Source organism: Roseateles sp. GW821-FHT03B02 (genome assembly GCF_059421025.1).
In genome coordinates, this window is record NZ_JBWKUV010000003.1 from 181,995 (window position 1) to 207,464 (window position 25,470).

The following is a 25,470-nucleotide window of genomic DNA, read 5'->3' on the forward strand; positions in this document are numbered from 1 at the left end:
CGCAGCCTTACCCGCCCGCCAGCGTGCGGGCAGCGGCGGCGCTCAGGCGCCGCGGCGGCGCAGCAGGTAATTGAAGCTGAAGGAGATGCGGTCCGAGTCGGTCAGGTTGGCGCCGACGCGGTGGAAGACCTCGGAGCGGAACAGCACCAGCTGGCCGACCGCGGGCGCGATGACTTCGGGATCGAAGAGCTTGGTCTGCATGTCCACCGGCATGATGGACAGGTCGCCGTCCTGGCCGTTGGTGCGGAAGTAGAAGGCGCCGCTGATGGGCAGGCCCACGGCCTCGCGCTCGTGGTTGTGGCGCTCCTGGTAGCCGTGGCGCGCCGTCACGTTGATCCAGCTCTGCGAGTAGTCGTCGACGAAGGCCATGTCGGCGGCCGACTCGCGCGTGCGGGCGACGAAGTCGAGGATGCTGGACTCGACGAAGGCGCGCAGCCGGTGCAGGCCGGCGGCGACGAAGAGATGCTTCTCGGCCTCGAAGGACGACCAGACCTGGTCGCCCCAGGCGGGCGCCAGCAGCGGCTTGATGCGCGCCTCGCTGGCCAGCACCTCGGCCTGGATGGCGGCGAAGGTCGCGGCGTCGGCCTGGCTGACGCCGACCAGCGTCGGGAACAGGACCTTGATGTCCATCGCCCGCTCAGCCACTCGTCCGCTCAGGCGACCCGGCAGACCTTCAGCATGTTGGTGCCGCCCGGGTAGCCCATGGGCTCGCCGCAGGTGATGGCGTAGGTGTCGCCGGGCATCAGCACGCCGCGGTCGACGAGGATCTTCTCGGCCGCTGCCAGGGCCTGGTCGCGGTCTTCGTACTTGTCCATCAGCAGGGCCGTGACGTTGCGGTAGAGCGCCATCTTGCGCTGGCTGACGACCTGGGTCGTCAGGCCGAAGATGGGCACCTGGATGCGGTGGCGGCTCATCCACAGCGCCGTCGAGCCGGACTCGGTCAGGGCCAGGATGGCCTTGCAGCCGAGGTGGTGAGCGGTGAACAGCGCGCCCATGGCGATGGACTGGTCGATGCGGCCGAACTGGCGGCCGGCGAAGTCGGTGTCCAGCGTGACGAACTCGGCCCGCTCGGCCTCCAGCGCGATGGCGGCCATCTGCTCGATGGTCTCGACCGGGTATTTGCCGGCGGCCGTCTCGGCGCTCAGCATGACGGCGTCGGTGCCGTCCAGCACGGCGTTGGCCACGTCGCTGACCTCGGCGCGCGTGGGCACCGGGTTGACGATCATGGACTCCATCATCTGCGTGGCCGTGATGGCGACCTTGTCCAGCTCGCGGGCCAGCTTGATCATGCGCTTTTGCAGCGCCGGCACGGCCGCGTTGCCCACTTCCACGGCGAGGTCGCCGCGGGCAACCATGATGCCGTCGCTGGCCTTCAGGATGGCTTCGAGGTGGGGGATGGCCTCGTAGCGCTCGATCTTGGCGATCATGGCCGGCTTGTGGCGGTAGGGCTCGCCGGCCACGTTGGCGAGCTGGCGCGCCATCTCCATGTCGGTGGCGTTCTTGGGGAAGCTCACCGCCAAGTATTCGCACTGGAAGGACATCGCGGTTTTGATGTCCTCCATGTCCTTGCCGGTCAGCGCCGGCGCCGTCAGGCCGCCGCCCTGCTTGTTGATGCCCTTGTTGTTGGACAGCTCGCCGCCGAGCTTGACGACGGTGTGCACCTGGGCGCCCCGCACGGCCTCGACGATGAGTACCAGCAGACCGTCGTTGAGCAACAGCGTGTCGCCGGGCTTCACGTCGCGCGGCAGCTCCTTGTAGTCGAGGCTGGCGATGTCCTGCGTGCCGAGCTCGGTGCGGTCGGCGTCGAGCACGAACTTGGCGCCGGGCACCAGCTCGATCTTGTTGTTCTCGAACTTGCCGACGCGGATCTTGGGGCCCTGCAGGTCGGCCATGATGGCCACCGACTTGCCCACGCGCGCCGCCGCCGCGCGAACCATGGTGGCGCGATCGATGTGGTCCTGGGCCTTGCCGTGGGAGAAGTTCAGCCGCACGACGTCGACGCCGGCGCGGATCATCTGTTCCAGCACCTCCGGCGTGTTGGAGGCTGGGCCGAGGGTGGCGACGATCTTGGTGGCGCGGGTCATGGCTTGTCTCGAATGTCTGGGGGGCGCGGAATTATGGTCCGCCAGGCCCCGCCGGAGTTTCGTTGCGTTTCAAGTCAGCGCCTTCTCGAAGAAGATGCTGAGCGGGTCGGGCACGTAGTCGCCAAACGGCCCGCGCTCGACATAGCCCAGGCGCCGGTACAGGCCGAGGGCCTCGGGCTGGTGGACACCTGTCTCCAGCCGTGCCAGGGTCACGCCGCGCTCGCGGAGATCCGCTTCGAGCTGCGCCATGAGCTGTCGCGCGATGCCGCGGCCACGGGCGCTGTCGAGCACGAAAAGCCGCTTGATCTCACCGTAGGGCGGCTCACCCTCGGGCGCCTGGAACTTGACGCCGCCGCACCCCACGAGCGTCTCGCCCAGCCACAGCCCCCAGAACGCGCCGCCCGGCGGGCGCAGCCCCTCGGCGGGCTCGAAGTGGTTGCTCTCGCTCGGGTAGAGGGCCGTCATCAGCGCCTCGGACTGGCGGATCAGCGCCTGGGCGTCGGGGTGGACGGGGTCCAGCGGGGCGAGGCGAGGCAGGGGCTCGGAGGTCGTCATCGGTTACGGGCCAGCAACAGCGTGAAGACCGGATGAGAACATGCCGGCATGACTGACCGTTCCGCCGCGCCTCTTGCCGCCGCCCTCGCGGTGGTGCTGACCTGGGGGCTGAACTTCCCGCTGTCCAAGGCCTTGTTCAACCAAGTCGGGCCAGCGGGTTTCCTGGGCCTGCGCTACCTGCTGGTGCCCGTCTGCGCCGTGGCCCTGCTGTGCTGGCGCTTCGGCCTGCGCTGGCCACGGCTGGACCGCCGCGAGGTCTGGCCGCTGGTGCGGCTGACCCTGGTGGGCCAGGGCCTGCATCTGCTGCTGTCGGCCTATGGCATGCAGGGCTCCACGGCCTTCAGCGCCAGCGTGCTGCTGGCCTGCGGGCCGGTGTTCACGCTGCTGATCCTGCGGCTGAGCGGCATCGAGAGGCTGTCGCCCGGCCAGGTGGCGGGTGTGGCGACCGCCGCCACCGGCGCTCTGCTGTTCACGTCCGACAAGCTGCTGGCCGCGGACTGGCAGGCCTCGCTGGGCGACCTGACGCTGCTCGCCGCCGCCGCGCTGTTCAGCTACTACACGGTTGCAGCCAAGCCGCTGATCCAGCATCACGGCGGCGTGACGGTGCTGGGCTACGGCAGCCTGGTCTGCACCGTGCCGATGCTGGCGTGGTGCTGGCCCGAGCTGACCGCCATCGACTGGCGGGCCCAGCCGCACTGGGTGTGGAGCGGCACGCTGTGGCAGGTGGCCGGCGGCGGCTTCATCGGCTGGCTGGCCTGGGGCTGGGCCAACGAGAAGCGCGGCGTGGCCCGCACCGCGCCGCTGATCTACCTGATGCCGCTGGTGGCCGGCCTGGCCGCCTGGCTGTGGGGCGGCGAGCAGTTCAGCGCCCACAAGCTGCTGGGCGCCGGCGTCATCCTCGCCGGCGTGGCGCTGGCGCAATTCAGCCCTTCGCGAGCCGCGCTTCCCGCACGTCAGCCACCGCCAGAGCCGTCATGTTGACGATGCGGCGCACCGTGGCCGAGGGCGTCAGGATGTGCACCGGCCGCGCCGCGCCGAGCAGCATGGGGCCCACCGTCACGCCGTGACCGGCACTGATCTTCAGCACGTTGAAGAGGATGTTGGCGGCGTCCAGCGTCGGCAGCACCAGCAGGTTGGCCGCACCCGTGAGCTTGCTGTCGGGCAGGAAGGCCTGGCGCACGCTCTCGGACAGGGCCGCGTCGCCGTGCATCTCGCCGTCGCACTCCACCTCGGGGTGAGCGGCGGAGAACAGCTCGTGGGCACGGCGCATCTTGATCGCCGACGGACGCGTGGACGAGCCGAACATCGAGTGGCTGACGAAGGCCAGCTTGGGCGGCAGGCCGAAGCGGCGCACCTCCTCGGCGGCCATGGCGGCGATGTCGGCCAGCTCCTCGGCCGTCGGGTCGTCGTTGACGAAGGTGTCGGCGATGAAGAGGGTCATGCTCTCCAGCATCAGCGCGTTCATCGCGGCGAACTGGCGGGCGCCTGCGCTGAGGCCGACGAGTTCGCGCACCTGCTCCAGGTGGCGGTCGAAGCGGCCGACCATGCCGCAGATCATCGCGTCGGCATCGCCCAGCTCGATGGCCAGCGCGCCGATGGCGGTGTTGGAGCGGCGCACGGCCGACTTGGCCATCTCGGGCGTCACGCCGTTGCGCTTCATGCGCGCGTGGTAAGCCTCCCAGTACAGGCGGAAGCGCGGGTCGTCCTCGGGGTCGATGACGGCCACGTCCTCGCCCAGCTTCAGGCGCAGGCCGGCGCGCTGGATGCGTGAGGCCAGCACCTCGGGGCGGCCGATCAGCGTGGGCCGGCACAGGCCTTCGTCCAGCGCCACCTGCACGGCGCGCAGCACGCGCTCGTCCTCGCCCTCGGCGTAGATGACGCGGGCCTTCTCGGCCTTGGCGGCGGTGAACACGGGCCGCATGAACATGCCGGTCTGGTAGACGAAGCGCTCCAGCGACTGGCGATAGGCGTCGAGGTCCGCCACGGGCCGGGTGGCCACGCCATCCACGGCTGCCGCCGCAGCCACGGCTGGCGCGATGCGCAGGATGAGGCGGGCGTCGAAGGGCTTGGGGATGAGGTACTCGGGGCCGAAGGCCAGCTCCTGGCCGGCGTAGGCCGCGGCGACCTCATCACTCGTCTCGGCCTTGGCGAGCGCCGCGATCTCGCGCACGCAGGCCAGCTTCATGCCCTCGGTGATCTTGGTGGCGCCGCAGTCCAGCGCACCGCGGAAGATGTAGGGGAAGCACAGGACGTTGTTGACCTGGTTGGGGTAGTCGCTGCGGCCCGTGGCCACGATGCAGTCCGGCCGCACGGCCTTGGCTAGTTCGGGGCGGATCTCGGGCTCGGGGTTGGCCAGGGCCAGGATGATGGGCTTGTCGGCCATGGTCTTGACCATCTCGGCCGTCAGCACGCCGGCGGCGGAGCAGCCCAGGAAGACGTCGGCGCGAGCCACCACGTCGGCCAGCGTGCGGGCAGCGGTGATCTGGCAGTAGCGCTGCTTGGATTCGTCCAGCTTGCCCGCCTTGGCGTCCTCGCGCTCGCTCTGGATGACGCCGCGCGAGTCGCAGACGAAGACGTTCTCACGCTTCACGCCCAGGCCCACCATGACGTCCAGGCAGGCGATGGCTGCTGCGCCCGCGCCCGACACGGCGACCTTGACCTTGCCGATGTCCTTGCCCACCAGCTCCAGCCCGTTGAGCAGCGCGGCCGACGAGATGATGGCCGTGCCGTGCTGGTCGTCGTGGAAGACGGGGATGTTCATCCGCTTGGACAGCTCGCGCTCGATGTAGAAGCACTCGGGCGCCTTGATGTCTTCCAGGTTGATGCCGCCCAGCGTCGGCTCCATCGCGGCAATGATGTCGATGAGCTTGTCGGGGTCGCGCTCGGCCAGCTCGATGTCGAAGACGTCGATGCCGGCGAACTTCTTGAACAGGCAGCCCTTGCCTTCCATGACCGGCTTGGCCGCCAGCGGACCGATATCACCCAGGCCCAGCACGGCCGTGCCGTTGGTGATGACGCCGACGAGGTTGCCGCGCGACGTGAAGTCAGCGGCCAGGGCCGGGTCGCGCTCGATGTCCAGGCAGGGATAGGCCACGCCCGGCGAGTAAGCCAGCGACAGGTCGCGCTGGTTGCTCAACGCCTTGGTGGGCGTGACGGAAATCTTTCCGCGCGTCGGCGCGCGGTGATAGTCACGGGCAGCGTCGCGCAGCGCGGCTTCGGCAGGCGACAAGGGAGCGTTGTTCTTTTCCATGGCAGCACATCTCCGGAAGGGAACCCGGAAGATTACGCCGCGTTTCAGGCCCCGCGCGATGCAGGTTTCTTGGCGATCTATGCAGAAGCCGATATCACGCGGTCGCGCCCGTCGCGCTTGGCGCGGTACATGGCCTGGTCGGCCTCGCGCAAGGCGGTGTCCACCTCCGCCGCCGTCACGGCCTGGGCCACGCCCCAGCTCGCCGTCACCGTCAGGCCGGCCGGCCACTCGGTGCGCGCCATGACCTGGCGCAGCCGCTCGGCCACGGCCACGGCCTCCTCGGCCGGGGTCTGCGGCATCACGATGACGAACTCCTCGCCGCCCCAGCGCGCCAGCAGGTCGTCACGCGGCAGGTTGGCGCGCAGCGTGCGGGCCAGCAGCACCAGCACATGGTCACCCACGTCGTGCCCATGCTCGTCGTTGATGCGCTTGAAGTGGTCGGCATCGACGAACACGATCGACAGCGGGAAGCTCATGTCGCCCTGCACCTGCAGCAGCAGCTCCAGCGCGCGGTTCAGACCGTCGCGGTTGGCAACGCGGGTCAGCGGGTCGCGCAGGGCCATCTTCTCCAGCGCCCGCGAGCGCGTCATCGAGCGCCTGAGCCGCCCCCGCACCGTCCAGCTCTCCCAGGCCAGATAGCCGAGCAGGCTGAACATCCACAGGCCGACGAGGCCCAGGCGGAAAGTCTCCGGGGCGATCCAGTTGCCCACCAGTTCGGCGCGATCCAGGCGGATCAAATGCACGCCCGGCGCAACCTGCCCGCTGGTGCTGAGGCTGAAGACGCGGATGCGGTCCATCTGCGGACCCATCAGCGCCACCGGCAGCGGATGGCTCTGGGCCCACCAGGAGCTGATCATGAACTGCGACAGCCGCAGCTCCACCGGCAGGGGCTGGGCGCCGGGCGCCAAGACGACCTCGTGAGGCTTGAGATCGACGCCCTGGCCCGTGGCCGAATAGGCGGGATGGAAGTTGCGCAGGAAAACGCGCAGCTGCGGCGCGCTGTTGTCCAGCGTCGGGCCCTCGGCATGCAGCCACAGCCGGATGTGGCTGAAGCCGCCGGCATCGAGGTCATGCCCCAGCATCTCGATCTGCATCTCGCAGTAGGGCCACTGGAAGCCGGGCCTGATCTCGCAGCGCATGGCCAGCGGCCCGCCGGCTGCCCCTTCGACCAGCACCGCGTGGCTCGCGCCGCCGCTGCTGCTGTCATCGACCAGCTGAAGGCGCTGCGCCGGGCCGCGCCCGTCCAACGCGAGGCTGCGCGTCATCCAGTGCTCGTTGGCATAGAGCCCGAGCAACGTTGCGACAACGAGCAGAGCGAGCAGCCAGCGCAGGACCATCCGGACATTCTGGCGGCCGGCTGCAACAAATTGTCACAACGCCCGAGTGGGTGCGTGAAATCGGTCCGCCGCCAGGGGCGGACTTGCGTCAGCCCGCAGCGCGCTTGCTGAGGATCTCGAAGGCCGGCAGGGTCTTGCCTTCCAGCACTTCCAGGAAGGCGCCGCCGCCGGTGGAGATGTAGCCCACGTCCTTCTCGATGCCGTACTTGGCGATGGCCGCCAGCGTGTCGCCACCCCCGGCGATGCTGAAGGCGACGCTCTCGGCGATGGCGCGGGCGATGGCCTCGGTGCCATGGGCGAACGCGGGGAACTCGAAGACGCCGACCGGGCCGTTCCAGACGATGGTGCCGGCGGCCTTGAGCTTCTCGGCCAGCCTGGCGGCGGTCTTGGGGCCGATGTCGAGGATGAGGTCATCGTCCTCGACGTCGGTGGCCGCCTTGACGGAGGCCGTCGCGCCGGCGGCAAAGGCCTTGGCCGTCACGACGTCCTCGGGGATGGGCACCTCGGCACCGCGCGCGGCCATCGCGGCGATGACGGCCTTGGCCTGGTCGACCAGATCCGGCTCGGCCAGCGACTTGCCGATCTTCAGGCCGGCCGCCAGCATGAAGGTGTTGGCGATGCCGCCGCCGACGATGAGGCCGTCGACCTTGCTCGCCAGGCTTTGCAGGATGGTCAGCTTGGTCGAGACCTTGGAGCCGGCGACGATGGCCACCAGCGGCCGGCGCGGGTTGGCCAGGGCCTTGGTGATGGCATCGATCTCGGCGGCCAGCAGCGGGCCGGCACAGGCCGTTCTTGCGAACTTGGCGATGCCGTAGGTCGTGGCCTCGGCACGGTGGGCGGTGCCGAAGGCGTCGTGCACGAAGATGTCGCACAGGGCGGCCAGCTTCCTGGACAGTTCCTCGCTGCACTTCTTCTCGCCCTTGTTGAGCCGGCAGTTCTCCAGCAGCACCAGCTGGCCCGGCGCCACGGAGACGGCGTCGACCCAGTCGCGCTGCAGCGGCACGGGGCGGCCCAGCAGCTCGGCCATGCGCTCCGCCACCGGCGCCAGCGAATCCTCGGGCTTGAACTCGCCCTCCGTCGGGCGGCCCAGGTGGGACGTGACCATGACGGCGGCGCCGGCGTCCAGGGCCATCTTGATGGCCGGCAGCGAGGCGCGGATGCGGGTGTCCTCGGTGATCTTGCCGTTGTCGTCCTGCGGCACGTTGAGGTCGGCGCGGATGAAGACGCGTTGGCCGGCCACCTTGCCGGCGGCGATCAGGTCGGAGAAGCGGATGACGTTCATGGTCGGACGGGGCAGTTGGTGAGAAATACTGCCGGCATTCTCGCGCGCGGGCGGTCCGGCGCGGTTACCAACCGAGACCGAGCTTCAACGGCAGCATGACGGCCATGCCGACGACGATGGTGCCAAGGATGCCCTTGCGCCAAAAGTAGTAGGCCGTGGCGGCCAGCGCGGCCGGCCAACGGGCGTCCTGCCAGGTCGTGATGACATGGCCCTGCGTCATGAAGATCTCGGGTGCGACCACGGCCACCAGCGCCGCCAGCGGCGCGACCTTGAGCAACTCGCGCAGCCAGTCCGGGATGGGCAGCGGTTCGTTGCCGATCATGAAGAAGCCGCGCGTCAGCACGGTGATGGCGCCCAGGCCGAACAGGGCGACCCAGGCCAGGGCCTCGCTCATCGCCCGGCCCTCCGGGAATCCAGCCACCAACCGACGGCGCCTGCCGCGACGATGGCGCAGAGGATGTTGAGCTTGAGCGGCAGCGAGTAGGTCGCGATGGACACAGCCCCGGCCGTGACGGCCACCCACCACAGCACCCGCTCGGTCAGCAGCGAGTAAGACAGGCCCAGCAGCGCCATCACGCCGGCGAAGCCGATGCCCCAGTGTGTCGGGATGCGGTCGGCCAGCAGGATACCGGTGAAGGAGCAGGCCTGCCAGGTCGGCCAGTTCACCGCAACGCCGCCCCAGAAGTAGCGCCGTTGCGGCCGCGCCGGCACAGGGTCAGGGTAGCGCTTGATGAAGTAGACGAAGTTCAGGTCGGCCGCGAAGTAGGTCAGCGTCAGCCGCTTCAGGCGCGGCAGATGGCCGAAGTAGTGGCGCCACTGCGCGCTGAAGATGACAAAGCGCAGGTTCACGCAGAAGGCCGTGGCCAGCAGCACCCACAGCGGCGCGCCGGAGGCGATCAGCGGCAGGGCCGTGAGCTGGGCGCTGCCGGCGAACACCAGCAGCGACATGCCGAAGGCCAGCGGCAGGCTCAGGCCACTCTTGACCATCGTCACGCCGGTCACCAGGCCCCAGGCGGCCAGGCCCAGGGAGGGCGAGGCCATGTCGCGCGCACCCTGGCGGAAATCGGGGTCGGCCGCCAGCGCGCGCAGCCTCGAAAACAGAGTCATGCCGCCATTGTCGGCGGCACTTCAATCACTGGCCGAGGCGACGGACTTTGCCGCTGCCGGCGATGGAGGAGGTGATCTCGGGCGAGCCGGCGTACTTCACGTCGCCGCTGCCGGCGATGGATACGTTGAGGCGCTTGGTCGCATTGACCTGCGCATCGCCGCTGCCGGCGATGGTGACCTTGACTTCTTCGGCCACCAGGTCGGCGGCCTTCACGTCGCCGCTGCCGGCGATGGAGACGCTGGCGCTGCCGCAGCGGCCAGCCGCGACGATGTCGCCACTGCCGCTGACCTTCATGCCCAGGCGCTCGGCGTCCAGGCCGGCGAAGCGGATGTCGCCGGAGCCGGCGATGGCCGCGTCGACGCCGCCGGTCTTCATCGCCTCGACCTTGATCGTGCCCGAGCCGGCCACCGAAACCGCGCGCAGCGCCGGCATCTCGATGACGAAGCTGGGGTTGCTGGACGAGCTGATGTTGAAGCCCTTCTTGGGCTCGATCTGCAGCGTGCGGCCCTTGCCGCCCTCGATCACGCGAGTCTCGATGTAGGGCAGCAGGTTGCGGTCGGCCTTGACCTCGACCTTGTTGCCCGAACCCTGGCGGATGACGACGTTGAAGCCGCCGGTCAGCGCGACGCCGTCGAAGGCGCCGGGGTCACGGGCCTCGGTGGCGATGTCGCCGTTGCCGTTGACGCGCTCGCTGTTGTTACTCCAGCTCCAGGCCTGGGCGGAGCCGCTGAGGACGGCGGCGGCCACGAGACCGAGGGCGAAAAGGCGGCGGGAGTGGTTCATGACGGGCTCCATCGGGGTTGTGATGGTCGCCATGGTGCCGAGCGCACCACGCCTGGCCGAGGGCGGCGCGACGATGCGCAGGATTCGCGGCCCGAAATGCGGCTGGGCGCGCTGTTCAGTGGGCCTTGGCCTTGTCCACGGTCTTGTCCACGGTCTTGTCGGCGCCCTTTTCAGCGGGCTTCTCGGCCGCCTTGGCCTCGGCCTCCTCGGCGGCCTGCGCGGGCCTGGCGCCCGGACGGGGCACGACGGGCGCGATGCCTTCGAGCTTGTTCTCGCGCATGTACTCGTCCATCTCGCGCCAGCCGGTGTACACGGCCGCCTTCTGCGCCTTTGGGTTGAGCACGTAGCAGTCCTCGATGGCGCGCATGGCGTGCCGGCAGGCGCTGCCGATGGCCTTGCCCTCCGCCTCCTTGGCTGCGGCCAGCTTGACCGGGTCGTCGATGCCCAGCTGCTCGCAGGCCGACAGGGCTGAGAGCAGGGGCAGGGCGAGGAGAAGTCGCTTCATCTGCTCAGGTATCGGCGCCGCGGCGGCGAACTTGAGTCAGCGCCGGGCCATCGCCAGCAGGCGCGCGATGCGCTCCTGCGTCGACGGGTGGGTGGAAAACAGGCTGCGCAGGCCGCCACCGGACAGCGGGTTCATGATCATCATCTGCGCCGTCTCGGGGTGGGCCTCCGTGGTGGGCAGCGGGATGCCCTGGGCGAAGCGGTGAATCTTGTCCAGCGCCGAGGCCAGGGCTGCCGGATCGCCGGAGATCTCCGCGCCGCCACGGTCCGCCTCGAATTCGCGCGCGCGGCTGATGGCCATCTGGATCAGGCTGGCAGCCAGCGGCGCCAGCAGCGCGACGGCGATGCCGGCGATGGGGTTGGTCGGGCGGCCGTTCTCGTCGCGCCCGCCGAAGAAGGCCGCGAAATTGGCCAGCATGGAGATCGCGCCGGCCATGGTCGCGCTGACGGTGCTGATGAGGATGTCGCGGTGGGCGACATGGGCCAGTTCATGGGCCATGACGCCGCGCAGCTCGCGCTCGGTCAGCGCACGCAGAATGCCCGTCGTCGCGGCCACGGCGGCGTGCTCGGGGTTGCGGCCGGTGGCGAAGGCGTTGGGCGCGGCCTCGTCGATCAGGTAGACGCGCGGCATGGGCAGGCCGGCGCGTGCGCTGAGTTCGGCCACCATGCCGTAGAACTGCGGCGCCGAGCTGGCGTCCACCTCGCGGGCGTTGTACATCCTCAGCACCATGTCCGCCGAGAACCAGTAGCTGAAGAAGTTCATGCCGACGGCGACGGCCAGCGCGATCAGCATGCCGGCACGGCCGCCGATCATGGCGCCCACGGCCATGAACAGCGCCGTGATGGCGGCCATCAGGATGGCGGTCTTCACGAGGTTGAACATCTCGGCTCGCTTTCGAAGTGACGGGTGATGTGGCAGATGGTGCCACGCCAACCCGAATTCAAGCGTCGAAGCGCTCGCCCACGGCAATGGGCCGTGCCTGCAGAAAGGCCGCGGCCGGACCGCGCTTGCCGCCGGCGCGCTGCAGCTCGGTCAGCCTCAGCGCGCCCTGGCCGCAGGCAACGACCGGGCCCGGGGCGATGACTTCGCCCGGCGCACCGCGGCCCTCGGCCAGCTCGGCCCGCCAGATCTTGACGGCCTCGCCGGCCAGCGTCGCCACGCCGCCGGGGAAGGGGTCGAAGGCGCGCAGGCGGCGCTCGATCTCGGCGGCGGGCTGTCGCCAGTCGATGCTGCTCTCGGCCTTCTCGATCTTGTGGGCGTAGGTGACGCCCGCGGCGGGTTGCGGCGTGCGCGCGAGGCTCGGCGCCTGCAAGGCCTCCACGATCAGGCGGCCGCCCATGGCCGCCAGGCGATCATGCAGCAAGGCCGTCGTGTCGGAGGCAGCAATGGCCTCGCGGCCGACCAGCAGCATGTCGCCGGTGTCCAGGCCCGCGTCCATCTGCATGATGGTGATGCCGGTCTCGGCGTCGCCCGCCTCGATGGCGCGGTGGATGGGGGCCGCGCCGCGCCAGCGCGGCAGCAGCGAGGCATGGATGTTCAGGCAGCCGCGGCGCGGGGTGTCCAGCACCCACTGCGGCAGGATGAGGCCGTAGGCGGCGACCACCATGACATCGGCGTGCGCCGCCAGCAGCGCCTCGCGGGCCGCGGCGGCGTCGGAGGCGTATTTGCCGTCCAGCTTCAGGCCCTGCGGCTGGGCCACCGGGATGCCGGCCGCGACGGCGCGCTGCTTCACACTTGACGCCTGCAGCTTCATGCCGCGCCCGGCCGGGCGGTCGGGCTGGGTCAGTACCAGCGACACCGTGAAGCCGGCGGCCAGCAGGGCATCCAGTGCAACGGCGGCGAACTCCGGCGTGCCGGCAAAGACGACGCGCATGCCGGTCAGAGCCGCTGGTTGCGTTTCCTGGCTTCCGCTTCCTCTTCGCGCGTCTTCTTGACCATCTTGGTCTTGATGCGGTCGCGCTTGAGCGGGCTCAGGTACTCGACGAAGACCTTGCCCATCAGGTGGTCCATCTCGTGCTGCACGCAGACCGCCAGCAGCCCGTCGGCGTCGAACTCGTAGACCTCGCCGTCGCGGTTGGTTGCACGCACGGTCACCTCGGCGTGGCGCGGCACCTTGTCATAGATCTGCGGCACCGACAGGCAGCCCTCCTCGCCGTCGACCATGCGCTCGCTGGTCTTGACCAGCTCCGGGTTGATCAGCACCCGCGGCGTGTCGCGGTCCTGCGAGGTGTCGATGACGACGACCCGCTCGTGCACGTCCACCTGCGTCGCGGCCAGACCCACGCCGTCGGCGGCGTACATGGTCTCCAGCATGTCGTCGACGAGCTGGCGGATGCGCTCGTCGACCGCGGCCACGGGCTTGGCGACGGTGTGCAGGCGTGGATCGGGGTAGCGGAGGATATGCAGTTGAGCCATGGGGTGTGGGCCGCCGGCCACGCCTCGTGCTTTGTAAGCACTCGCAAGCGGGAGCCGGCCAGGTTGAATGCGGGCAGAATCACGCGGATTTTCGCCGATCCGGCAATCCCTTCGGAGACCGAGCCCGATGCCCGCTGCCCGCCCCGCCCACATTCCCGTCCTTGCGGCCTGCCTCGCCCTCGCAACGACCACGGCCTGGGCCCAGACCAGCCAGTTGCCCGTCACGGCCGAACAGCGCCGCGTGGCGGACCAGGTCGCCACCGCCGGCGTGCCACTGGCTGAACTGGCCCCCAACGCCCCCGACCAGCACACCGTGCAGGCCGGCGACACGCTGTGGGACATCTCCAAGCTGTTCCTGAAGAGCCCCTGGCGCTGGCCCGAACTCTGGGGCATGAACCGCGACCAGATCCGCAACCCCCACCTGATCTACCCCGGCCAGGTGCTGCTGCTCGTCAAGGTGGACGGCCGCGCCCGGCTGCAGCTGGCCCAGGGTGTCGGCGGGGCCACCGCTGGCGACACGGTCAAGCTGCGCCCGCAGATGCGCATCGCCGGGCTGGACGCCGACCCCATCACGGCTATCCCGCTGCACCTGATCCAGCCCTTCCTGACCGACGCCGTCGTGTTCGAGACCGACCAGCTCGCCACCGCGCCGCGCATCGTCGCCGCCCAGGAAGGCCATGTGCTGCTGGGCAGGGGCGACCTGGCCTACGCCCGCGGGGACTTCGCCGGCGCGACGGACTTCCGCGTCTTCCGCACCGCACGGCCGCTGCGCGACCCGGCCACGAAGGAAATCCTCGGCTACGAGGCGCCATACGTCGGCACGGCCGAGCTGACCCGCCCCGGCGAGGAGCGCAGCCTGGCCGACGGCAAGACCGAAATCGTCCCGGCCACGATGCGCATCAAGCTGGCCAAGCAGGAAGTCGGCCTCGGCGACCGCCTCGCCCCGACGCCGCCGCGCAATCTGGACCGCTATGTGCCGCACGCGCCCGACAAGGCCATGGCGGGTCAGATCGCAGCCATCTACGGCGAAGCCCTGAATGCGGGGCAGAACCAGATCGTTGCCCTGAACCGCGGCAAGCGCGACGGCGTCGAGCGCGGCCATGTGCTGGCGCTGTGGCGGGACGGCGCCGTCACCATGGACAAGACGCAGGAAAAGGCCCAGGCCATCAAGCTGCCGGACGAGCGCCATGGCGTGCTCTTCGTTTTCGAGGTCTACGAGCGCGTGTCCTACGCCCTCATCATCTCGGTAAAGGAAGCCGTCCGGCCGGGCGACCGCTTCACCCAGCCCTGATGCTCGACCGGGCCGAGCTGGCCGACTGGCTGCGGCTCACCGAGAGCGTGGGCCCGGCGACGGCTCGGCGGCTGCTGGCCATGGCCGGCAGCCCGCAGGCCGTGTTCGAGCTGCCCGCCGTGGCGCTGGACCAGGCCCTGCCCGGCAAGCAGCGCGAGGCCTTCAACCAGCCGCCGGAACATCTGGACGAGCTGATCGCTAAGGCGCGGGACTGGCTGGCGGAACCCGGCCACGCCCTGCTGGCGCTGGGCGACGCTGACTACCCGCCCCGCCTGCTGGCCACGGCCGATCCGCCGCTGCTGCTGTGGCTGCAGGGCCGCCGCGAGCTGCTGGCGGCGTCGTCCATCGCCGTCGTCGGCAGCCGCAACCCCACGGCCCAGGGCGGCGACAACGCCCGCGCCTTCGCCCGTGCGCTGGCCCGCGCCGGCTACGCCATCGTCTCCGGCCTGGCCCTGGGCGTGGACGCCGCCGCCCACGAGGGCGCGCTGGACGCCGGCGGCGCGACCATCGCCGTCGTCGGCACTGGGCTGGACCAGGTCTACCCGCGGCGCAACGCGGATCTGGCCGCACGGCTGCTGGCCGGCGGCGGCCTCATCGTCAGCGAGTACGCGCTGGGCATGCCGGTGCTGTCGGCCAACTTTTCCAAGCGCAACCGCATCATTGCCGGCCTGAGCCAGGGCTGCCTGGTCGTCGAGGCGGCCGTGCAGTCGGGATCGCTGATCACGGCCCGGCTCGCCGCCGAGGCGGGCCGCGAGGTGTTCGCCATTCCAGGCTCGATCCATTCGCCCCAGGCGCGCGGCTGCCACGCGCTGATCCGCCAGGGCGCCAAGCTCGTGGAGTCGGCCGAAGACGTGCTGGAGGAGTTGCCGCCGCCCCTGGGCGCCGCGCCGGCGGCGGCCGAGGCCCCCGCCGAGACACCTCACGAGCAGCAGGCGCTGCTGGACGCCATGGGTTTCGACCCTGTCAGCATGGACGCCCTGATGGCCCGCAGCGGCTGGCCCGCGGCTGAGCTGAGCGCGGCCCTGCTGGAGCTGGAACTCGACGGCCAGATCGCGCGACTGGCGGGCCAGCTGTTCCAGCGCCGCCGGCAGGGATGACGAGCTTAACCCCGGATATCAGAGCCGTATCCGAGGGGTTATTCGCGTCCGCCCTCCGCCGGACCCTGGGCTATCATCCCCTCACGATGTTCGATGTCCTGGTTTATCTCTACGAGACCTACTGGCGCCCGGACGCCTGCCCCGACCATGCGCAGCTCGCGCGCAAGCTGACGGCGGTGGGCTTCGAGAATGACGAGATCCAGGAGGCGCTGAACTGGCTCGACGGGTTGGCCGCGTCTGGTGAGTCCTACCAGGGCGAGCAGAGCGAGCGTGCGATGCGCGTCTACTCGGCCGCCGAGGTCGAGCATCTGGGCGAAGCTTCGGTCGGCTTCATCAGCTTCCTCGAATCCGCCGGCGTGCTGCCCGGGCCGATGCGCGAGATGGTCATCGACCGCGCCATGGCCATCTCCGGCGCCCCCATGGATCTGGAAGACCTGAAGATCATCGTGCTGATGGTGTTCTGGAGCCTGGGCGAGGAGCCCGATGCGCTGATCCTGGACGAGCTCTTCGTCGCGCCGGAAGACCGGCTGATCCACTGACCGGATCTTGCACGGCAAAACGGCGCCTCAGGCGCCGTTCTTGTTTTCGGGCCGAGCGCCCGGCCACTCCCAAGCCGGCCCGTCCGAGTCTGCATGCGGCCAAATGCCGCAAGCGGACTCGTCCCCTCGGGGACCGGCCATGCCCGCGTTCAGCGGGGCCCGCCTGGCGCGAGGGACTGACGTCCCTCGCGCCGTTTTTCATTTCAGCAGCTGATCGGGGTCGGCATCCAGCTTGGCCAGGGCCTTGCGCGTGGCCTGCACGGTCAGGGCCTCGTCCTGGGCCGGCAGCAGCAGGCCGGCCTGCAGGAAGGCCGCCATGCGATTCAGCGAGAACAGAACGCCGCGGCCCTTGGGCGTGACGAACAGGGCCAGCTGCTTGCGCAGGCCGCGCCAGGCCAGCTGCACCTGCTCGTTGCGGCCGCGGTAGTCGAGCATGAACCAGCCACCCACCTGCAGCTCGCGAGCCCAGGCCACCATGGCCGGTGTCGGCGCCGAGCCGCCCTCGGCGACGACCTCCATGCCCTCGGACTCGTGGCCCGAGAGGTCGCGCACCAGCATCTCGTCGACATGGCTGTCGCCGCCCTCGATGTCCTCGGGCAGCAGGGCTTCCAGCGTTTCCAGCTGGTCCATCAGTTCGTCCAGACGCTCGCGTGGGATGGCGGCCGTCTTGGCCGTGAAGGCTGCCGCCAGGGCGTTGTTGAGCTGGCGCACATGCTCGTCCTGCTTGTCGATGGGCAGGCCGGCATGGCTCATGCCGTCGCGCAGGGTCTTGAGCAACGGTGGCAGGCGGCGGATTACGTCGGCGCGCTCCTCGCGCGAGGCCTTGGCGCTGGCACTCCAGATCAGGTCGGCCGCGGCCCGCTTCATGACCTTGGTGACGTCTGACTGGGCGCCGGCGCGCACGGCCGTGACGGCCAGCACATCGGCCCAGACGTGGAAGAGGAAGTCGCGCACGCCGTCCTGCACCGGCACCTCGGACAGCATCTTGCGCAGCTCGATGGTGTACTGGATGGCCAGCGTCTCGCGCTGCTCGACCTGCTGGGCCAGCGACACGCCGCGCTTGGAGGCCTGGTTCTCGTTCTCGAAATAGTGGTCGAGGAACTTCTCGAACTCGGTCAGCACGGTGGAGAAGACCCGCCGGCCGGTATCCGGGTAGGCCTCGACGACCTGAACGACGCGCTTGATCTCCCGCTCCAGCGCATCGCTGCTGGCACGCTCGGCGCCGGGCCCACTATTGTGGGCCGTGTTGAAGCCCATCACGCAGGCACCCATGCGGTCGATGAGGCGGCGCGCCGGGTGATCGGCGGCGGCGAAGAAGTCGGGCTCGCTGACGGCCACGCGCAGCACCGGCATCTGCAGCCGAGCGAACCAGACCCGCACCGTGGCCGGGATGCGCTCCTCGGTCAGGATGCTTTGGAACATCATCGCGACGATCTCGATGGTCGCGCGCTCGGCCGGGTTGTTCGCGGCCTGCTTCAGGACCTGCTTGAAGGCCTGGTTGCGGGCGCCGATTTCCTCAAGCGCCCGGGGTGCGCTCGTGGCCGCACCGCCGCCGCCGGATTCCGAGCCGACGGCCGGGCGGCGCTGCAGAGACTCCTGCGCATGCTTGATGGCGCCCATCAGGCGCGGCGACGCAGCGAGGGGCGGCGCATCGGCCAGCGACGGCCTGGCGCCGGCCGCCAACGACGCGTCCGCCGACGAACCTGTCGCCTGGCCGGGCGCCACATCGGCCAGGCTGGGCTTGCCGGCACCCGGCCGGGCCGGCACCTGGCTCTTGGTGACCGGGAAGCCGGGCACATGGCGGGCCAGCACGCGCTGCAGCTGGGCCATGACCTCGTCGGCCTGGCTGCTCGCCTTGCTGCGGGCGGCCGGCAGGCCCGTCATCGGCGCCGAGCCGGTGCTGGGGCCCAGGCCCGGGCCGGGCGACATGGGCGGGGGCGGCGGCATGCCGCCGGCCGCGGCCACCGCGTCCTTGGCGGCCTGGGCGGTGCGGCGGATGAAGGGCCGCAGGTCCACCTCGGGCAGCACCTTCTGCGCGATCAGCCAGCGGTTGGTCTCGTGGTAGGCCTCGCTGATGAGCTGGGCGAATTCCTCGTGCAGCTCATGGTGAAGCAACTGCCAGATGTTGGCGTCCAGCCCGACGCGGCTCCAGGCGTCCAGCGCGATCCGGGCCACGACGTGGGCACGCAGCAGGTCCAGCGGATCGAGGTCGTCCTGCGCCTCCAGGGCCTGCATGCGGGTACGCAGGTCGGTGAACTCCCAGGTGGCGCGGTCCATCATGACCAGGGCCAGGCGGGAACTCGTGATCTCGCGCTCGATGGTCGAGTCGTCGACCAGGCTCATCTTGAGCGACGAGGCCGGCGCCGTCGGCTCGTGCTCGCGGGCGTTGTCGGTGACGCCATGCACGGCTGCATGGCGCAGGGCCGCGACGACGGCCATCTGCCAGTTGGGGCCGGACTTCTGCCAGGCCTGCACCGCATCGCGCCGCGCCATCATGACGGCGTGCGGCGCGCCCTGGGCCAGCAGGTTGCCCGCCCCTTGGCCCACCGCAGCCACCAGCGGCGTCATGCCGCGCACCAGGGCTTCGAGATAGACGCGCCGTGCCTGCGTGGCCAGGGCCTGGTTGCGGGCGGCGGTCATGGAGCTAAGGGGGCGACTCGGCGGGGTTGCGGGCTTCGCTTCACTCTACACGACGGCCCCGGAGTTCGGGTCGTTGGGGTCGTCACGATTCGCTGCCGCCTTGATCAGATCCTCGCGCTTCACGCCCAGCCACATCGCGATGGCCGCGGCCACGAACACCGACGAGTAGATGCCGAACAGGATGCCGATGGTCAGCGCCACGGCGAAGTAGTGCAGCGTCGGGCCGCCGAACAGCAGCATGGACACCACCATCAGCTGCGTGCAGCCGTGGGTAATGATGGTGCGGCTCATCGTCGACGTGATCGCGTGGTCGATGACCTCGTGCGTGTTCATCTTGCGGAACTTGCGGAAGGCCTCGCGCACCCGGTCGAAGATGACGACGGACTCGTTCACCGAGTAGCCCAGCACCGCCAGGATGGCCGCCAGCACCGCCAGCGAGAACTCCCACTGGAAGAAGGCGAAGAAGCCCAGGATGATGACCACGTCGTGCAGGTTGGCGATGATGCCGGCTAGCGCGAACTTCCACTCGAAGCGGATGGCCAAATAGATCATGATGCCGGCCACCGTCACGGCCAGGGCCTTGGCGGCATCCTGGGCCAGCTCGGCGCCGACGGCCGGGCCGACGACCTCGGAGCGCGACAGCACGATGGGTTCGGTGCCGTCGGCCTTCTTGCAGACCTGCTTGCTGACCTGCTCGCCCTGCGGCGTGACGATCTGGTGCTGGCTGATGGTGCCGGACTCGTCCTTGCACAGCTCGCCGAAGACCTTGTCGACCAGCTCGGTCTGCTTGACGTCGCCGCGCACGGGCAGGCGGATCATCACGTCGCGCGAGGAGCCGAAGTTCTGCACCTGGACTTCGCCGAAGCCCATCTTCTCGACGACGTGGCGGGTCTTCTCGATGTTGGCCGCCTGCGGGTACGCCACCTCGATGACGGTGCCGCCGGTGAACTCGATGGAGAAATGCAGGCCCCGGGTGACCAGGAAGAACACGGCGGCCGCGAAGGTGATGAAGGAAATCGCGTTGAAGACCAACGCGTGCTTCATCAGCGGCAGGTCGCGCTTGATGCGAAAGAGTTCCATGTTCTACGTTCCTCAGGCCTTGGCAGCCACGTCGGTCGTCTCGCCAGGCTTGTCGTCCTGAGGCTTCCAGACCTGGCCGATCGACACGCTCTTGAGCTTCTTCTGGCGTCCGTACCAGAGGTTCACGAGGCCGCGCGAGAACACGACGGACGAGAACATCGAGGTCAGGATGCCCAGGCAGTGCACGACGGCAAAGCCCTTGATGGGGCCGGAACCGAACACCAGCAGCGCCACGCCGGCGATCAGCGTTGTCACGTTGGAGTCCAGGATGGTGGCCCAGGCGCGCTCGTAGCCGAGGCGGATGGCCTGCTGGGGCGACTCGCCGCCGCGCAGCTCCTCGCGCACGCGCTCGTTGATCAGCACGTTGGAGTCGATAGCCATGCCCAGCACCAGCGCGATGGCGGCGATGCCCGGCAGGGAGAGCGTGGCCTGCATCAGCGACAGCGCCGCCACCAGCAGCAGCAGGTTGAAGCCCAGGGCCAGCGAGGAGAACACGCCGAACAGCAGGTAGTAGACGCACATGAAGGCGGCCACCGCGGCAAAGCCCCAGGTGACGCTGGCGATGCCCTTCTCGATGTTTTCCTTGCCCAGGCTGGGGCCGATGGTCTTCTCTTCGATGATCTCCATCGGCGCGGCCAGCGAGCCGGCGCGCAGCAGCAGGGCCGTGTCGTTGGCCTCCTGCGTCGTCATGGCGCCCGAGATCTTGATGCGGCCGCCGCTGAGTTCGCTGCGGATGACCGGCGCCGTGACGACCTCGCCCTTGCCCTTCTCGAACAGGATGATGGCCATGCGCTTGCCGATGTTCTCGCGCGACAGGTCCTTCATGATGCGGGCGCCCTTGGCGTCCAGCGTCAGGTCCACCGAGGGCTGGTGGTTCTCGTCGAAGCCGGTCTGGGCGTCGACCAGCGCGTCGCCGGTCAGCACCACCTGGCGCTTGACGATGATGGGGCCGAAGCCGCGGTCGATGAAGCGCTCGGTGCCGAAGGGCACGGGGCCGTTGCCCTTGAGGGCTTCCAACGCCTCGGCGCCATCGTCCACCATGCGCAGCTCCAGCGTGGCAGTGCGGCCGATGATGTCCTTGGCCTTGGCCGTGTCCTGCACGCCGGGCAGCTGCACGACGACGCGGTCCAGCCCCTGCTGCTGGATGACGGGCTCGGCCACGCCCAGCTCGTTGACGCGATTGTGCAGCGTCGTGATGTTCTGCTTGAGCGCCGCTTCCTGCACGGCCACCTGGGCCTTGGGATTCAGGTTGCCGGCCAGGCGCAGCTCGGCGCCCTCGCCCTGCGGCGTCCAGATGACGTCGGGCAGCTGGTTGCTCAGCAGGTTCTGCGCCGCCGTGCGCTGCTCGGAGTCACGAAAGGCGATGACCACCGTGTTGGCGTCGCGGCTGATGCCGGCGTGGCGGATGTTCTTGTCGCGCAGCATGGTGCGTGCATCGCCGGTCAGCGCCTCGGCCTTCTTGGTGAGGGCCGCCTTCATGTCGACCTGCATCAGGAAGTGCACGCCGCCGCGCAGGTCCAGGCCCAGGTACATCGGGTTGGCATGCAGGCTGGACAGCCATTGCGGCGAACGCGACAGCAGGTTCAGCGCCACGATGTAGGTCGGCTCGGCCGCATCGGGGTTCAGGGCCTTGCTGATCGCGTCCTTCGCCTTGAGCTGAGTGTCGGTGTCGGCAAAGCGCGCCTTGACCGAGTTGCCGTCGAACTGGACGAAGTCCGCCTTGACGCCGGCCTGCTGCAACGCGGCCTCGACGCGCGTGGTCATCGAGGTGTCGATCTTGACGGTCACCTTGGCGCTCGACACCTGCACCGCCGGCGCTTCGCCGAACAGGTTGGGCAGGGTGTAGAGGGTGCCGATCAGCAGCGCGACGAGCAGGATCGCGTACTTCCAGAGCGGGTAGCGGTTCATGGGGAGGTCCTTGTCAGCGCCTGTGCGGCGCAGTCATCGCCCGGACGGCGTGGCCCGGGAGATGGGCACGCGGCCAATTACTTCAAGCTGCCCTTAGGGAGAACCTGGGTGATGGCGCTGCGCTGCAGCTGCACTTCCACGCCATTGGCCACTTCGAGGTGGATGAAGTTGTCGCCCAGCTTGGCGATCTTGCCGATCAGGCCACCGGCGGTGACGACTTCGTCGCCCTTCTGCACCGCCTCGATCATGGCCTTGTGCTCCTTCTGGCGCTTCATCTGCGGCCGGATCATGACGAAGTAGAGCACCACGAACATCAGCACCAGAGGCAGCATGCCGAGCAGGCCGTTGTCGGGGCTGGCGGACGGGGCGGCCTGGGCGTAGGCGTTGGAGATAAACACGTTGCGTTCCTTGGAGGTTCACTCGGAAATTGACGGTGCGCCTGGCGGAGACCGAACCCCGCCGCGGCCTCGACCGCAGGTCCAGGCGCAAGCAACCCAGGATTCTAAGTCCCTGCCGGGCCGGGGGCCGCGCCGCTATGCTGCGCCCATGGACGCCTGCAACCCGCGCATCAACGTCGGCCAGCCGCCCCAGAGGCGCTTCCTGGCGCATGGCGAGCTGCAGGTCTGGCATCACACATGCTGAACACCTACGGCGAGCTGCTGCGGCTCGGCCGCCGAGCTGCTGCGTACGGCCAGCGTGGCCGACGGCGGCCTGCCCATCCCCCATTTCTGATGGAGAGCGCATGTTTCTGAGGGCCCTGCCCGCGCGCATCAGCCTGCGCCGCCTGCTGACCCTGCCCTATGTCGTGCTCGTGCTGGCCCTGGTGCTGCTGATGGGGGGCCTTTCCTGGCGTGCCGGGAGCGACACGGTGGGCACGCTGTCCGGCCAACTGCTCGTGGAAGCCGTGAGTCGTATCACGGTGTCCCTGGAACGCCACGTCGGCGGCGCCGACGCCGTGCTGGAGGCCGCTTTCCCCACCGGCCTGCCGGCGCCCGACAACGTCGGCCGCGAGCTGGACACGCTGCGCACCCGCTTCTGGCTGGCCACCTCGGTACACCGCGACCCAAACAACTACGTCTACTACGGCGACCGCCACGGCCATTTCCTCGGCCTGTGGCGCTTCTCGGAGCTGGAGGCCGAACTGCGCACCCGCACCGAGGGCACCGGGCCGCGCACCATCTACCGGCTCAGCGGCATCACCGGCGACCTGCGCTCGCCAGTCACCGAGGACAAGGTCTTCGAGCCGCGCGAGCGCCCCTGGTACCAGGCCGCGCTGGCCAACCCGGCGCCGCTGAGCTGGACGCCCGTCTACATCGACTTCAAGACGCTGGACCTCGTCGTCACGCGCACCAAGCGCGTCGGCAACGATGTCGGCGAACCCGAGGGGGTGGCCGCAACCGACCTGCCGCTCAAGCAGGTCAACGCCCTGCTGCAGCGGCTGGCGTTGACCGAGAACGCGGTCGCCATGGTCGTCGAGACCGACGGCCAGCTCGTCGGCGTGTCGCGCGGCGCGCACATGAAGACGCTGGCCAGCGGTCAGCACGAGCGGCTGAACGCCGCTCAGAGCGCCGACGCCCTCGTCGCTGCCGCCTTCGATGCGGTCCGCCAGCGCACGGCCGCCGCGCCGGAGGCGCTGGGCACGGCGCCGCGCACCGACAGCTTCAGCGACACAGATGGCCGCACCGTGCAGCTGGGCTATGCGCGCGTCGACCCGGCGCTGGGCCTGAACTGGCTCGTCGTCGTCGCCGCGCCGCGCGCCGACTTCCTGGCCGGCGTTCAGCGCAACTTCGTGCAGGCCGCCGTGCTGGCCGGCCTGGGCGTCATCGTCGCGCTGGGCCTGGGCTGGCTGGTGCTCGGCATCGTCACGCGCGAACTGCGCGAGCTCGCCGAGGCAGCCCGGCGCGTCGGCGACGGCGTGCTGGACGAGCCTCCCGAGGTGCACCGCACCGACGAGCTCGGTGACCTCGCGCGCAGCTTCGCCGACATGCAGCGGCGGCTGCTGACCGACCAGCTGACGGGCCTGTCCAACCGCGGCGCCATCCTGCGCCGCATCGAGGACCGCATCCTGCAGCAACGCCGCCGTGGCGACCGCTGGCCCTTCGCCGTCATGTTCGTCGACCTGGCACGCGTCAAGGAGGTCAACAAGCGCTTCGGCCATGGCGTCGGCGACGCGGTGCTCAAGGAGACGGGGCAGCGCCTGCGCGCCGGCGTGCGCATCGGCGACATCGTGGCCCGATATGCCGGCGACGAGTTCGTGCTGCTGCTGGAGTCGGTCGAGAACCGTGCCGACGCCGAGGCCGCGCGCGACCACCTCGAGGCCAGCATGCGCACGCCGCTGGAGGCGCTGGCCGGCCTGGCCCCGGCCGACTTCGTCGTCGGCGCCAGCTTCGGCATCGCCCTCTATCCCGACGACGGCCAGGACACCGAGAGCCTGCTGCGCCACGCCGACGCCGACATGTACGCCCGCAGGCAGGCCCAGCCGAACACCAGCTCGAATGCCTCAAGGTTTTGACATCGCGGCGCTGCGCCGCCACGCCGTCGCGCGCAGCCTGTTCACGCCCACCACCCTGCTCAAGGCCGTCGAGAAGCTCGGCGGCTTCGTGCAGGCCGACCCGCTGCGCGCCCCGGCCCGCGCCCAGGACCTGACGCTGCGCCACCGCGTCAAGGGCTACCAGGCCGGCGACCTGGAGCGCCGCTACCCGCGCCTGCCGCTGCAGGAAGACTTCTTCATCAACTACGGCTTCGTCACGCCCGAGCTGCGCGCGCTGATGCACCCGCGCACCGCGCGCCGCGTCTGGGACAAGCCGCGCTGGAAGCTGGCCAACGCCGTGCTCGCCGAGGTCGAGCGCCTGGGCGAGGCCCACCCGGCGGAGGTCGATGCCGCCCTGGGCCACGGCCCGGTGAAGAACTGGTTCGGCGGCAACAGCCGCCTGTCCACCGAGCTGCTGGACGGCCTGCACTACCGCGGCCACCTCGATGTCGTGCGGCGCGACAGCGGCACGCGCGTCTACCGCCTCGCACCCGCCTGGGAAGCCCATCCCGACCCGCAGGCCGCCATGGACGCGATGGCCGACGTGTTGATCCAGAAGTACGCCCCGCTGCCGGCCGGCAGCCTGTCCCAGCTCATCAACATGCTCTTCAACGCTGCCCACCAGTGGCAGCACCTGCGCAAGCCGACCTTCGCCCGCGCCAAGGCCCGCCTGGCCCACGCCCGGGTCGACGGCAGCGACTGGTACTGGCCCGCCGACGAAGACCCGACGCGCGGCTGGCGCATCCCGTCGCAGGTGCGGCTGCTGGCGCCCTTCGACCCGGTGGTGTGGGACCGCCGCCGCTTCGAGCTGCTGTGGGGCTGGGCCTACCGCTTCGAGGCCTACACGCCCGCGGCCAAGCGGGTGCGCGGCCACTACGCCCTGCCGCTGCTGTGGCGCGACCAGATCATCGGCTGGGCCAATGCAGGGGTGAAGGGCGGGCAGCTGAAGATGGACTGCGGCTACGTGAGCGGCCGCGCGCCGCGCGAGGCCGGCTTCAAGGCGGCGCTGGACGAGGAGATCCAGCGCCTGCACGTCTTCCTGGGACTCGACGACTGAAAGGAATCG

Annotated in this window: 23 protein-coding genes; 6 read left to right on the forward strand and 17 right to left on the reverse strand. The window is 69.8% G+C overall.

Annotated features, from left to right (window positions below; all coding sequences use genetic code 11):
• Positions 1–42 precede the first annotated feature (42 nt).
• The 3 genes from AC07VX_RS10615 to AC07VX_RS10625 form a co-directional block, all read right to left on the reverse strand.
• Complete coding sequence (locus tag AC07VX_RS10615) at positions 43–630, reverse strand: putative 2OG-Fe(II) oxygenase (protein WP_493164690.1); 588 nt, start codon at positions 628–630, stop codon at positions 43–45.
• Positions 631–653: 23 nt separating this feature from the next.
• Positions 654–2,084 (reverse strand): pyruvate kinase, encoded by a 1,431-nt coding sequence (gene pyk / locus AC07VX_RS10620; protein ID WP_493164691.1) that lies wholly within the window; start codon positions 2,082–2,084, stop codon positions 654–656.
• Positions 2,085–2,153: 69 nt separating this feature from the next.
• Positions 2,154–2,639 carry a GNAT family N-acetyltransferase gene (locus AC07VX_RS10625; protein WP_493164692.1) on the reverse strand — a complete coding sequence of 162 codons (486 nt, stop codon included), beginning with the start codon at positions 2,637–2,639 and terminating at the stop codon, positions 2,154–2,156.
• 48 nt (positions 2,640–2,687) lie between these two features.
• On the opposite strand from AC07VX_RS10625, the gene AC07VX_RS10630 reads away from it, so the two are divergent.
• Entirely contained in the window at positions 2,688–3,620 is a 933-nt protein-coding gene (locus tag AC07VX_RS10630; protein ID WP_493164693.1) for a DMT family transporter, read from the forward strand.
• Here the strand turns inward: AC07VX_RS10630 and AC07VX_RS10635 are convergent.
• The 10 genes from AC07VX_RS10635 to def all read right to left on the reverse strand — a co-directional run bounded on the left by AC07VX_RS10635 (position 3,562) and on the right by def (position 13,319).
• Complete coding sequence (locus tag AC07VX_RS10635) at positions 3,562–5,889, reverse strand: NADP-dependent malic enzyme (protein WP_493164694.1); 2,328 nt, start codon at positions 5,887–5,889, stop codon at positions 3,562–3,564. The two genes, AC07VX_RS10630 and AC07VX_RS10635, sit on opposite strands and share 59 nt — an antisense overlap.
• Before the next feature lie 77 nt (positions 5,890–5,966).
• Positions 5,967–7,226 carry a GGDEF domain-containing protein gene (locus tag AC07VX_RS10640; RefSeq protein WP_493164695.1) on the reverse strand — a complete coding sequence of 420 codons (1,260 nt, stop codon included), beginning with the start codon at positions 7,224–7,226 and terminating at the stop codon, positions 5,967–5,969.
• A gap of 88 nt (positions 7,227–7,314) precedes the next feature.
• Positions 7,315–8,508, reverse strand: coding sequence for a phosphoglycerate kinase (locus AC07VX_RS10645; RefSeq protein ID WP_493164696.1), 1,194 nt, complete (start codon positions 8,506–8,508; stop codon positions 7,315–7,317).
• 64 nt (positions 8,509–8,572) lie between these two features.
• The gene (locus AC07VX_RS10650; RefSeq protein ID WP_493164697.1) at positions 8,573–8,902 is read right to left on the reverse strand and encodes an AzlD domain-containing protein; all 330 of its coding nucleotides are present in this window, start codon (positions 8,900–8,902) and stop codon (positions 8,573–8,575) included.
• Positions 8,899–9,615: an AzlC family ABC transporter permease gene (locus tag AC07VX_RS10655; protein ID WP_493164698.1), complete on the reverse strand. Its 717-nt coding sequence runs from the start codon at positions 9,613–9,615 to the stop codon at positions 8,899–8,901. Before AC07VX_RS10655 ends, AC07VX_RS10650 begins: the two co-directional genes overlap by 4 nt.
• Positions 9,616–9,640: 25 nt before the next feature.
• A complete protein-coding gene (locus AC07VX_RS10660) occupies positions 9,641–10,399 on the reverse strand; it encodes a head GIN domain-containing protein (protein WP_493164699.1) in 759 nt (252 codons plus the stop codon).
• 115 nt (positions 10,400–10,514) lie between these two features.
• Complete coding sequence (locus AC07VX_RS10665) at positions 10,515–10,904, reverse strand: hypothetical protein (protein WP_493164700.1); 390 nt, start codon at positions 10,902–10,904, stop codon at positions 10,515–10,517.
• A gap of 36 nt (positions 10,905–10,940) precedes the next feature.
• Positions 10,941–11,786 carry a zinc metalloprotease HtpX gene (gene htpX, locus AC07VX_RS10670; protein WP_493164701.1) on the reverse strand — a complete coding sequence of 282 codons (846 nt, stop codon included), beginning with the start codon at positions 11,784–11,786 and terminating at the stop codon, positions 10,941–10,943.
• A 58-nt stretch (positions 11,787–11,844) separates the two neighbouring features.
• The gene (fmt, locus tag AC07VX_RS10675; protein ID WP_493164702.1) at positions 11,845–12,777 is read right to left on the reverse strand and encodes a methionyl-tRNA formyltransferase; all 933 of its coding nucleotides are present in this window, start codon (positions 12,775–12,777) and stop codon (positions 11,845–11,847) included.
• Positions 12,778–12,782: 5 nt separating this feature from the next.
• Positions 12,783–13,319, reverse strand: a complete 537-nt coding sequence (def, locus tag AC07VX_RS10680) for a peptide deformylase (protein WP_493164703.1) — start codon at positions 13,317–13,319, stop codon at positions 12,783–12,785.
• A gap of 127 nt (positions 13,320–13,446) precedes the next feature.
• Here def and AC07VX_RS10685 point away from each other — a divergent pair, with 127 nt between their 5' ends.
• The 3 genes from AC07VX_RS10685 (at position 13,447) to AC07VX_RS10695 (ending at position 16,246) form a co-directional block, all read left to right on the forward strand.
• A complete protein-coding gene (locus tag AC07VX_RS10685) occupies positions 13,447–14,610 on the forward strand; it encodes a LysM peptidoglycan-binding domain-containing protein (protein WP_493164704.1) in 1,164 nt (387 codons plus the stop codon).
• Positions 14,610–15,707 carry a DNA-processing protein DprA gene (gene dprA / locus AC07VX_RS10690; protein WP_493164705.1) on the forward strand — a complete coding sequence of 366 codons (1,098 nt, stop codon included), beginning with the start codon at positions 14,610–14,612 and terminating at the stop codon, positions 15,705–15,707. Before AC07VX_RS10685 ends, dprA begins: the two co-directional genes overlap by 1 nt.
• An 86-nt stretch (positions 15,708–15,793) precedes the next feature.
• Positions 15,794–16,246 carry a Smg family protein gene (locus tag AC07VX_RS10695; RefSeq protein WP_493164706.1) on the forward strand — a complete coding sequence of 151 codons (453 nt, stop codon included), beginning with the start codon at positions 15,794–15,796 and terminating at the stop codon, positions 16,244–16,246.
• Positions 16,247–16,444: 198 nt separating this feature from the next.
• On the opposite strand, the gene AC07VX_RS10700 is transcribed toward AC07VX_RS10695, so the two are convergent.
• The 4 genes from AC07VX_RS10700 to yajC form a co-directional block, all read right to left on the reverse strand.
• Entirely contained in the window at positions 16,445–18,886 is a 2,442-nt protein-coding gene (locus AC07VX_RS10700) for a DUF1631 family protein (protein ID WP_493164707.1), read from the reverse strand.
• A gap of 45 nt (positions 18,887–18,931) precedes the next feature.
• Positions 18,932–19,966 (reverse strand): protein translocase subunit SecF, encoded by a 1,035-nt coding sequence (gene secF, locus AC07VX_RS10705; RefSeq protein WP_493164708.1) that lies wholly within the window; start codon positions 19,964–19,966, stop codon positions 18,932–18,934.
• Between the two features lie 12 nt (positions 19,967–19,978).
• Complete coding sequence (gene secD / locus AC07VX_RS10710) at positions 19,979–21,874, reverse strand: protein translocase subunit SecD (RefSeq protein ID WP_493164709.1); 1,896 nt, start codon at positions 21,872–21,874, stop codon at positions 19,979–19,981.
• 77 nt (positions 21,875–21,951) lie between these two features.
• A complete protein-coding gene (gene yajC, locus AC07VX_RS10715; RefSeq protein ID WP_493164710.1) occupies positions 21,952–22,272 on the reverse strand; it encodes a preprotein translocase subunit YajC in 321 nt (106 codons plus the stop codon).
• A gap of 344 nt (positions 22,273–22,616) precedes the next feature.
• Between yajC and AC07VX_RS10720 the strand changes: the two genes are divergently transcribed.
• Together AC07VX_RS10720 and AC07VX_RS10725 are read left to right on the forward strand one after the other, a co-directional pair.
• Complete coding sequence (locus tag AC07VX_RS10720; protein WP_493164711.1) at positions 22,617–24,386, forward strand: diguanylate cyclase domain-containing protein; 1,770 nt, start codon at positions 22,617–22,619, stop codon at positions 24,384–24,386.
• Positions 24,370–25,461, forward strand: coding sequence for a DNA glycosylase AlkZ-like family protein (locus tag AC07VX_RS10725; RefSeq protein ID WP_493164712.1), 1,092 nt, complete (start codon positions 24,370–24,372; stop codon positions 25,459–25,461). Before AC07VX_RS10720 ends, AC07VX_RS10725 begins: the two co-directional genes overlap by 17 nt.
• Positions 25,462–25,470: the final 9 nt, after the last annotated feature.

What these genes read in the sequence shown, in the direction of transcription:
- AC07VX_RS10615 (WP_493164690.1), bottom strand. Translation starts at nt 630, where the DNA reads ATGGACATCAAGGTCCTGTTCCCGACGCTGGTCGGCGTCAGCCAGGCC.
- pyk (WP_493164691.1), bottom strand. Translation starts at nt 2,084, where the DNA reads ATGACCCGCGCCACCAAGATCGTCGCCACCCTCGGCCCAGCCTCCAAC.
- AC07VX_RS10625 (WP_493164692.1), bottom strand. Translation starts at nt 2,639, where the DNA reads ATGACGACCTCCGAGCCCCTGCCTCGCCTCGCCCCGCTGGACCCCGTC.
- AC07VX_RS10630 (WP_493164693.1), top strand. Translation starts at nt 2,688, where the DNA reads ATGACTGACCGTTCCGCCGCGCCTCTTGCCGCCGCCCTCGCGGTGGTG.
- AC07VX_RS10635 (WP_493164694.1), bottom strand. Translation starts at nt 5,889, where the DNA reads ATGGAAAAGAACAACGCTCCCTTGTCGCCTGCCGAAGCCGCGCTGCGC.
- AC07VX_RS10640 (WP_493164695.1), bottom strand. Translation starts at nt 7,226, where the DNA reads ATGGTCCTGCGCTGGCTGCTCGCTCTGCTCGTTGTCGCAACGTTGCTC.
- AC07VX_RS10645 (WP_493164696.1), bottom strand. Translation starts at nt 8,508, where the DNA reads ATGAACGTCATCCGCTTCTCCGACCTGATCGCCGCCGGCAAGGTGGCC.
- AC07VX_RS10650 (WP_493164697.1), bottom strand. Translation starts at nt 8,902, where the DNA reads ATGAGCGAGGCCCTGGCCTGGGTCGCCCTGTTCGGCCTGGGCGCCATC.
- AC07VX_RS10655 (WP_493164698.1), bottom strand. Translation starts at nt 9,615, where the DNA reads ATGACTCTGTTTTCGAGGCTGCGCGCGCTGGCGGCCGACCCCGATTTC.
- AC07VX_RS10660 (WP_493164699.1), bottom strand. Translation starts at nt 10,399, where the DNA reads ATGAACCACTCCCGCCGCCTTTTCGCCCTCGGTCTCGTGGCCGCCGCC.
- AC07VX_RS10665 (WP_493164700.1), bottom strand. Translation starts at nt 10,904, where the DNA reads ATGAAGCGACTTCTCCTCGCCCTGCCCCTGCTCTCAGCCCTGTCGGCC.
- htpX (WP_493164701.1), bottom strand. Translation starts at nt 11,786, where the DNA reads ATGTTCAACCTCGTGAAGACCGCCATCCTGATGGCCGCCATCACGGCG.
- fmt (WP_493164702.1), bottom strand. Translation starts at nt 12,777, where the DNA reads ATGCGCGTCGTCTTTGCCGGCACGCCGGAGTTCGCCGCCGTTGCACTG.
- def (WP_493164703.1), bottom strand. Translation starts at nt 13,319, where the DNA reads ATGGCTCAACTGCATATCCTCCGCTACCCCGATCCACGCCTGCACACC.
- AC07VX_RS10685 (WP_493164704.1), top strand. Translation starts at nt 13,447, where the DNA reads ATGCCCGCTGCCCGCCCCGCCCACATTCCCGTCCTTGCGGCCTGCCTC.
- dprA (WP_493164705.1), top strand. Translation starts at nt 14,610, where the DNA reads ATGCTCGACCGGGCCGAGCTGGCCGACTGGCTGCGGCTCACCGAGAGC.
- AC07VX_RS10695 (WP_493164706.1), top strand. Translation starts at nt 15,794, where the DNA reads ATGTTCGATGTCCTGGTTTATCTCTACGAGACCTACTGGCGCCCGGAC.
- AC07VX_RS10700 (WP_493164707.1), bottom strand. Translation starts at nt 18,886, where the DNA reads ATGACCGCCGCCCGCAACCAGGCCCTGGCCACGCAGGCACGGCGCGTC.
- secF (WP_493164708.1), bottom strand. Translation starts at nt 19,966, where the DNA reads ATGGAACTCTTTCGCATCAAGCGCGACCTGCCGCTGATGAAGCACGCG.
- secD (WP_493164709.1), bottom strand. Translation starts at nt 21,874, where the DNA reads ATGAACCGCTACCCGCTCTGGAAGTACGCGATCCTGCTCGTCGCGCTG.
- AC07VX_RS10720 (WP_493164711.1), top strand. Translation starts at nt 22,617, where the DNA reads ATGTTTCTGAGGGCCCTGCCCGCGCGCATCAGCCTGCGCCGCCTGCTG.
- AC07VX_RS10725 (WP_493164712.1), top strand. Translation starts at nt 24,370, where the DNA reads ATGCCTCAAGGTTTTGACATCGCGGCGCTGCGCCGCCACGCCGTCGCG.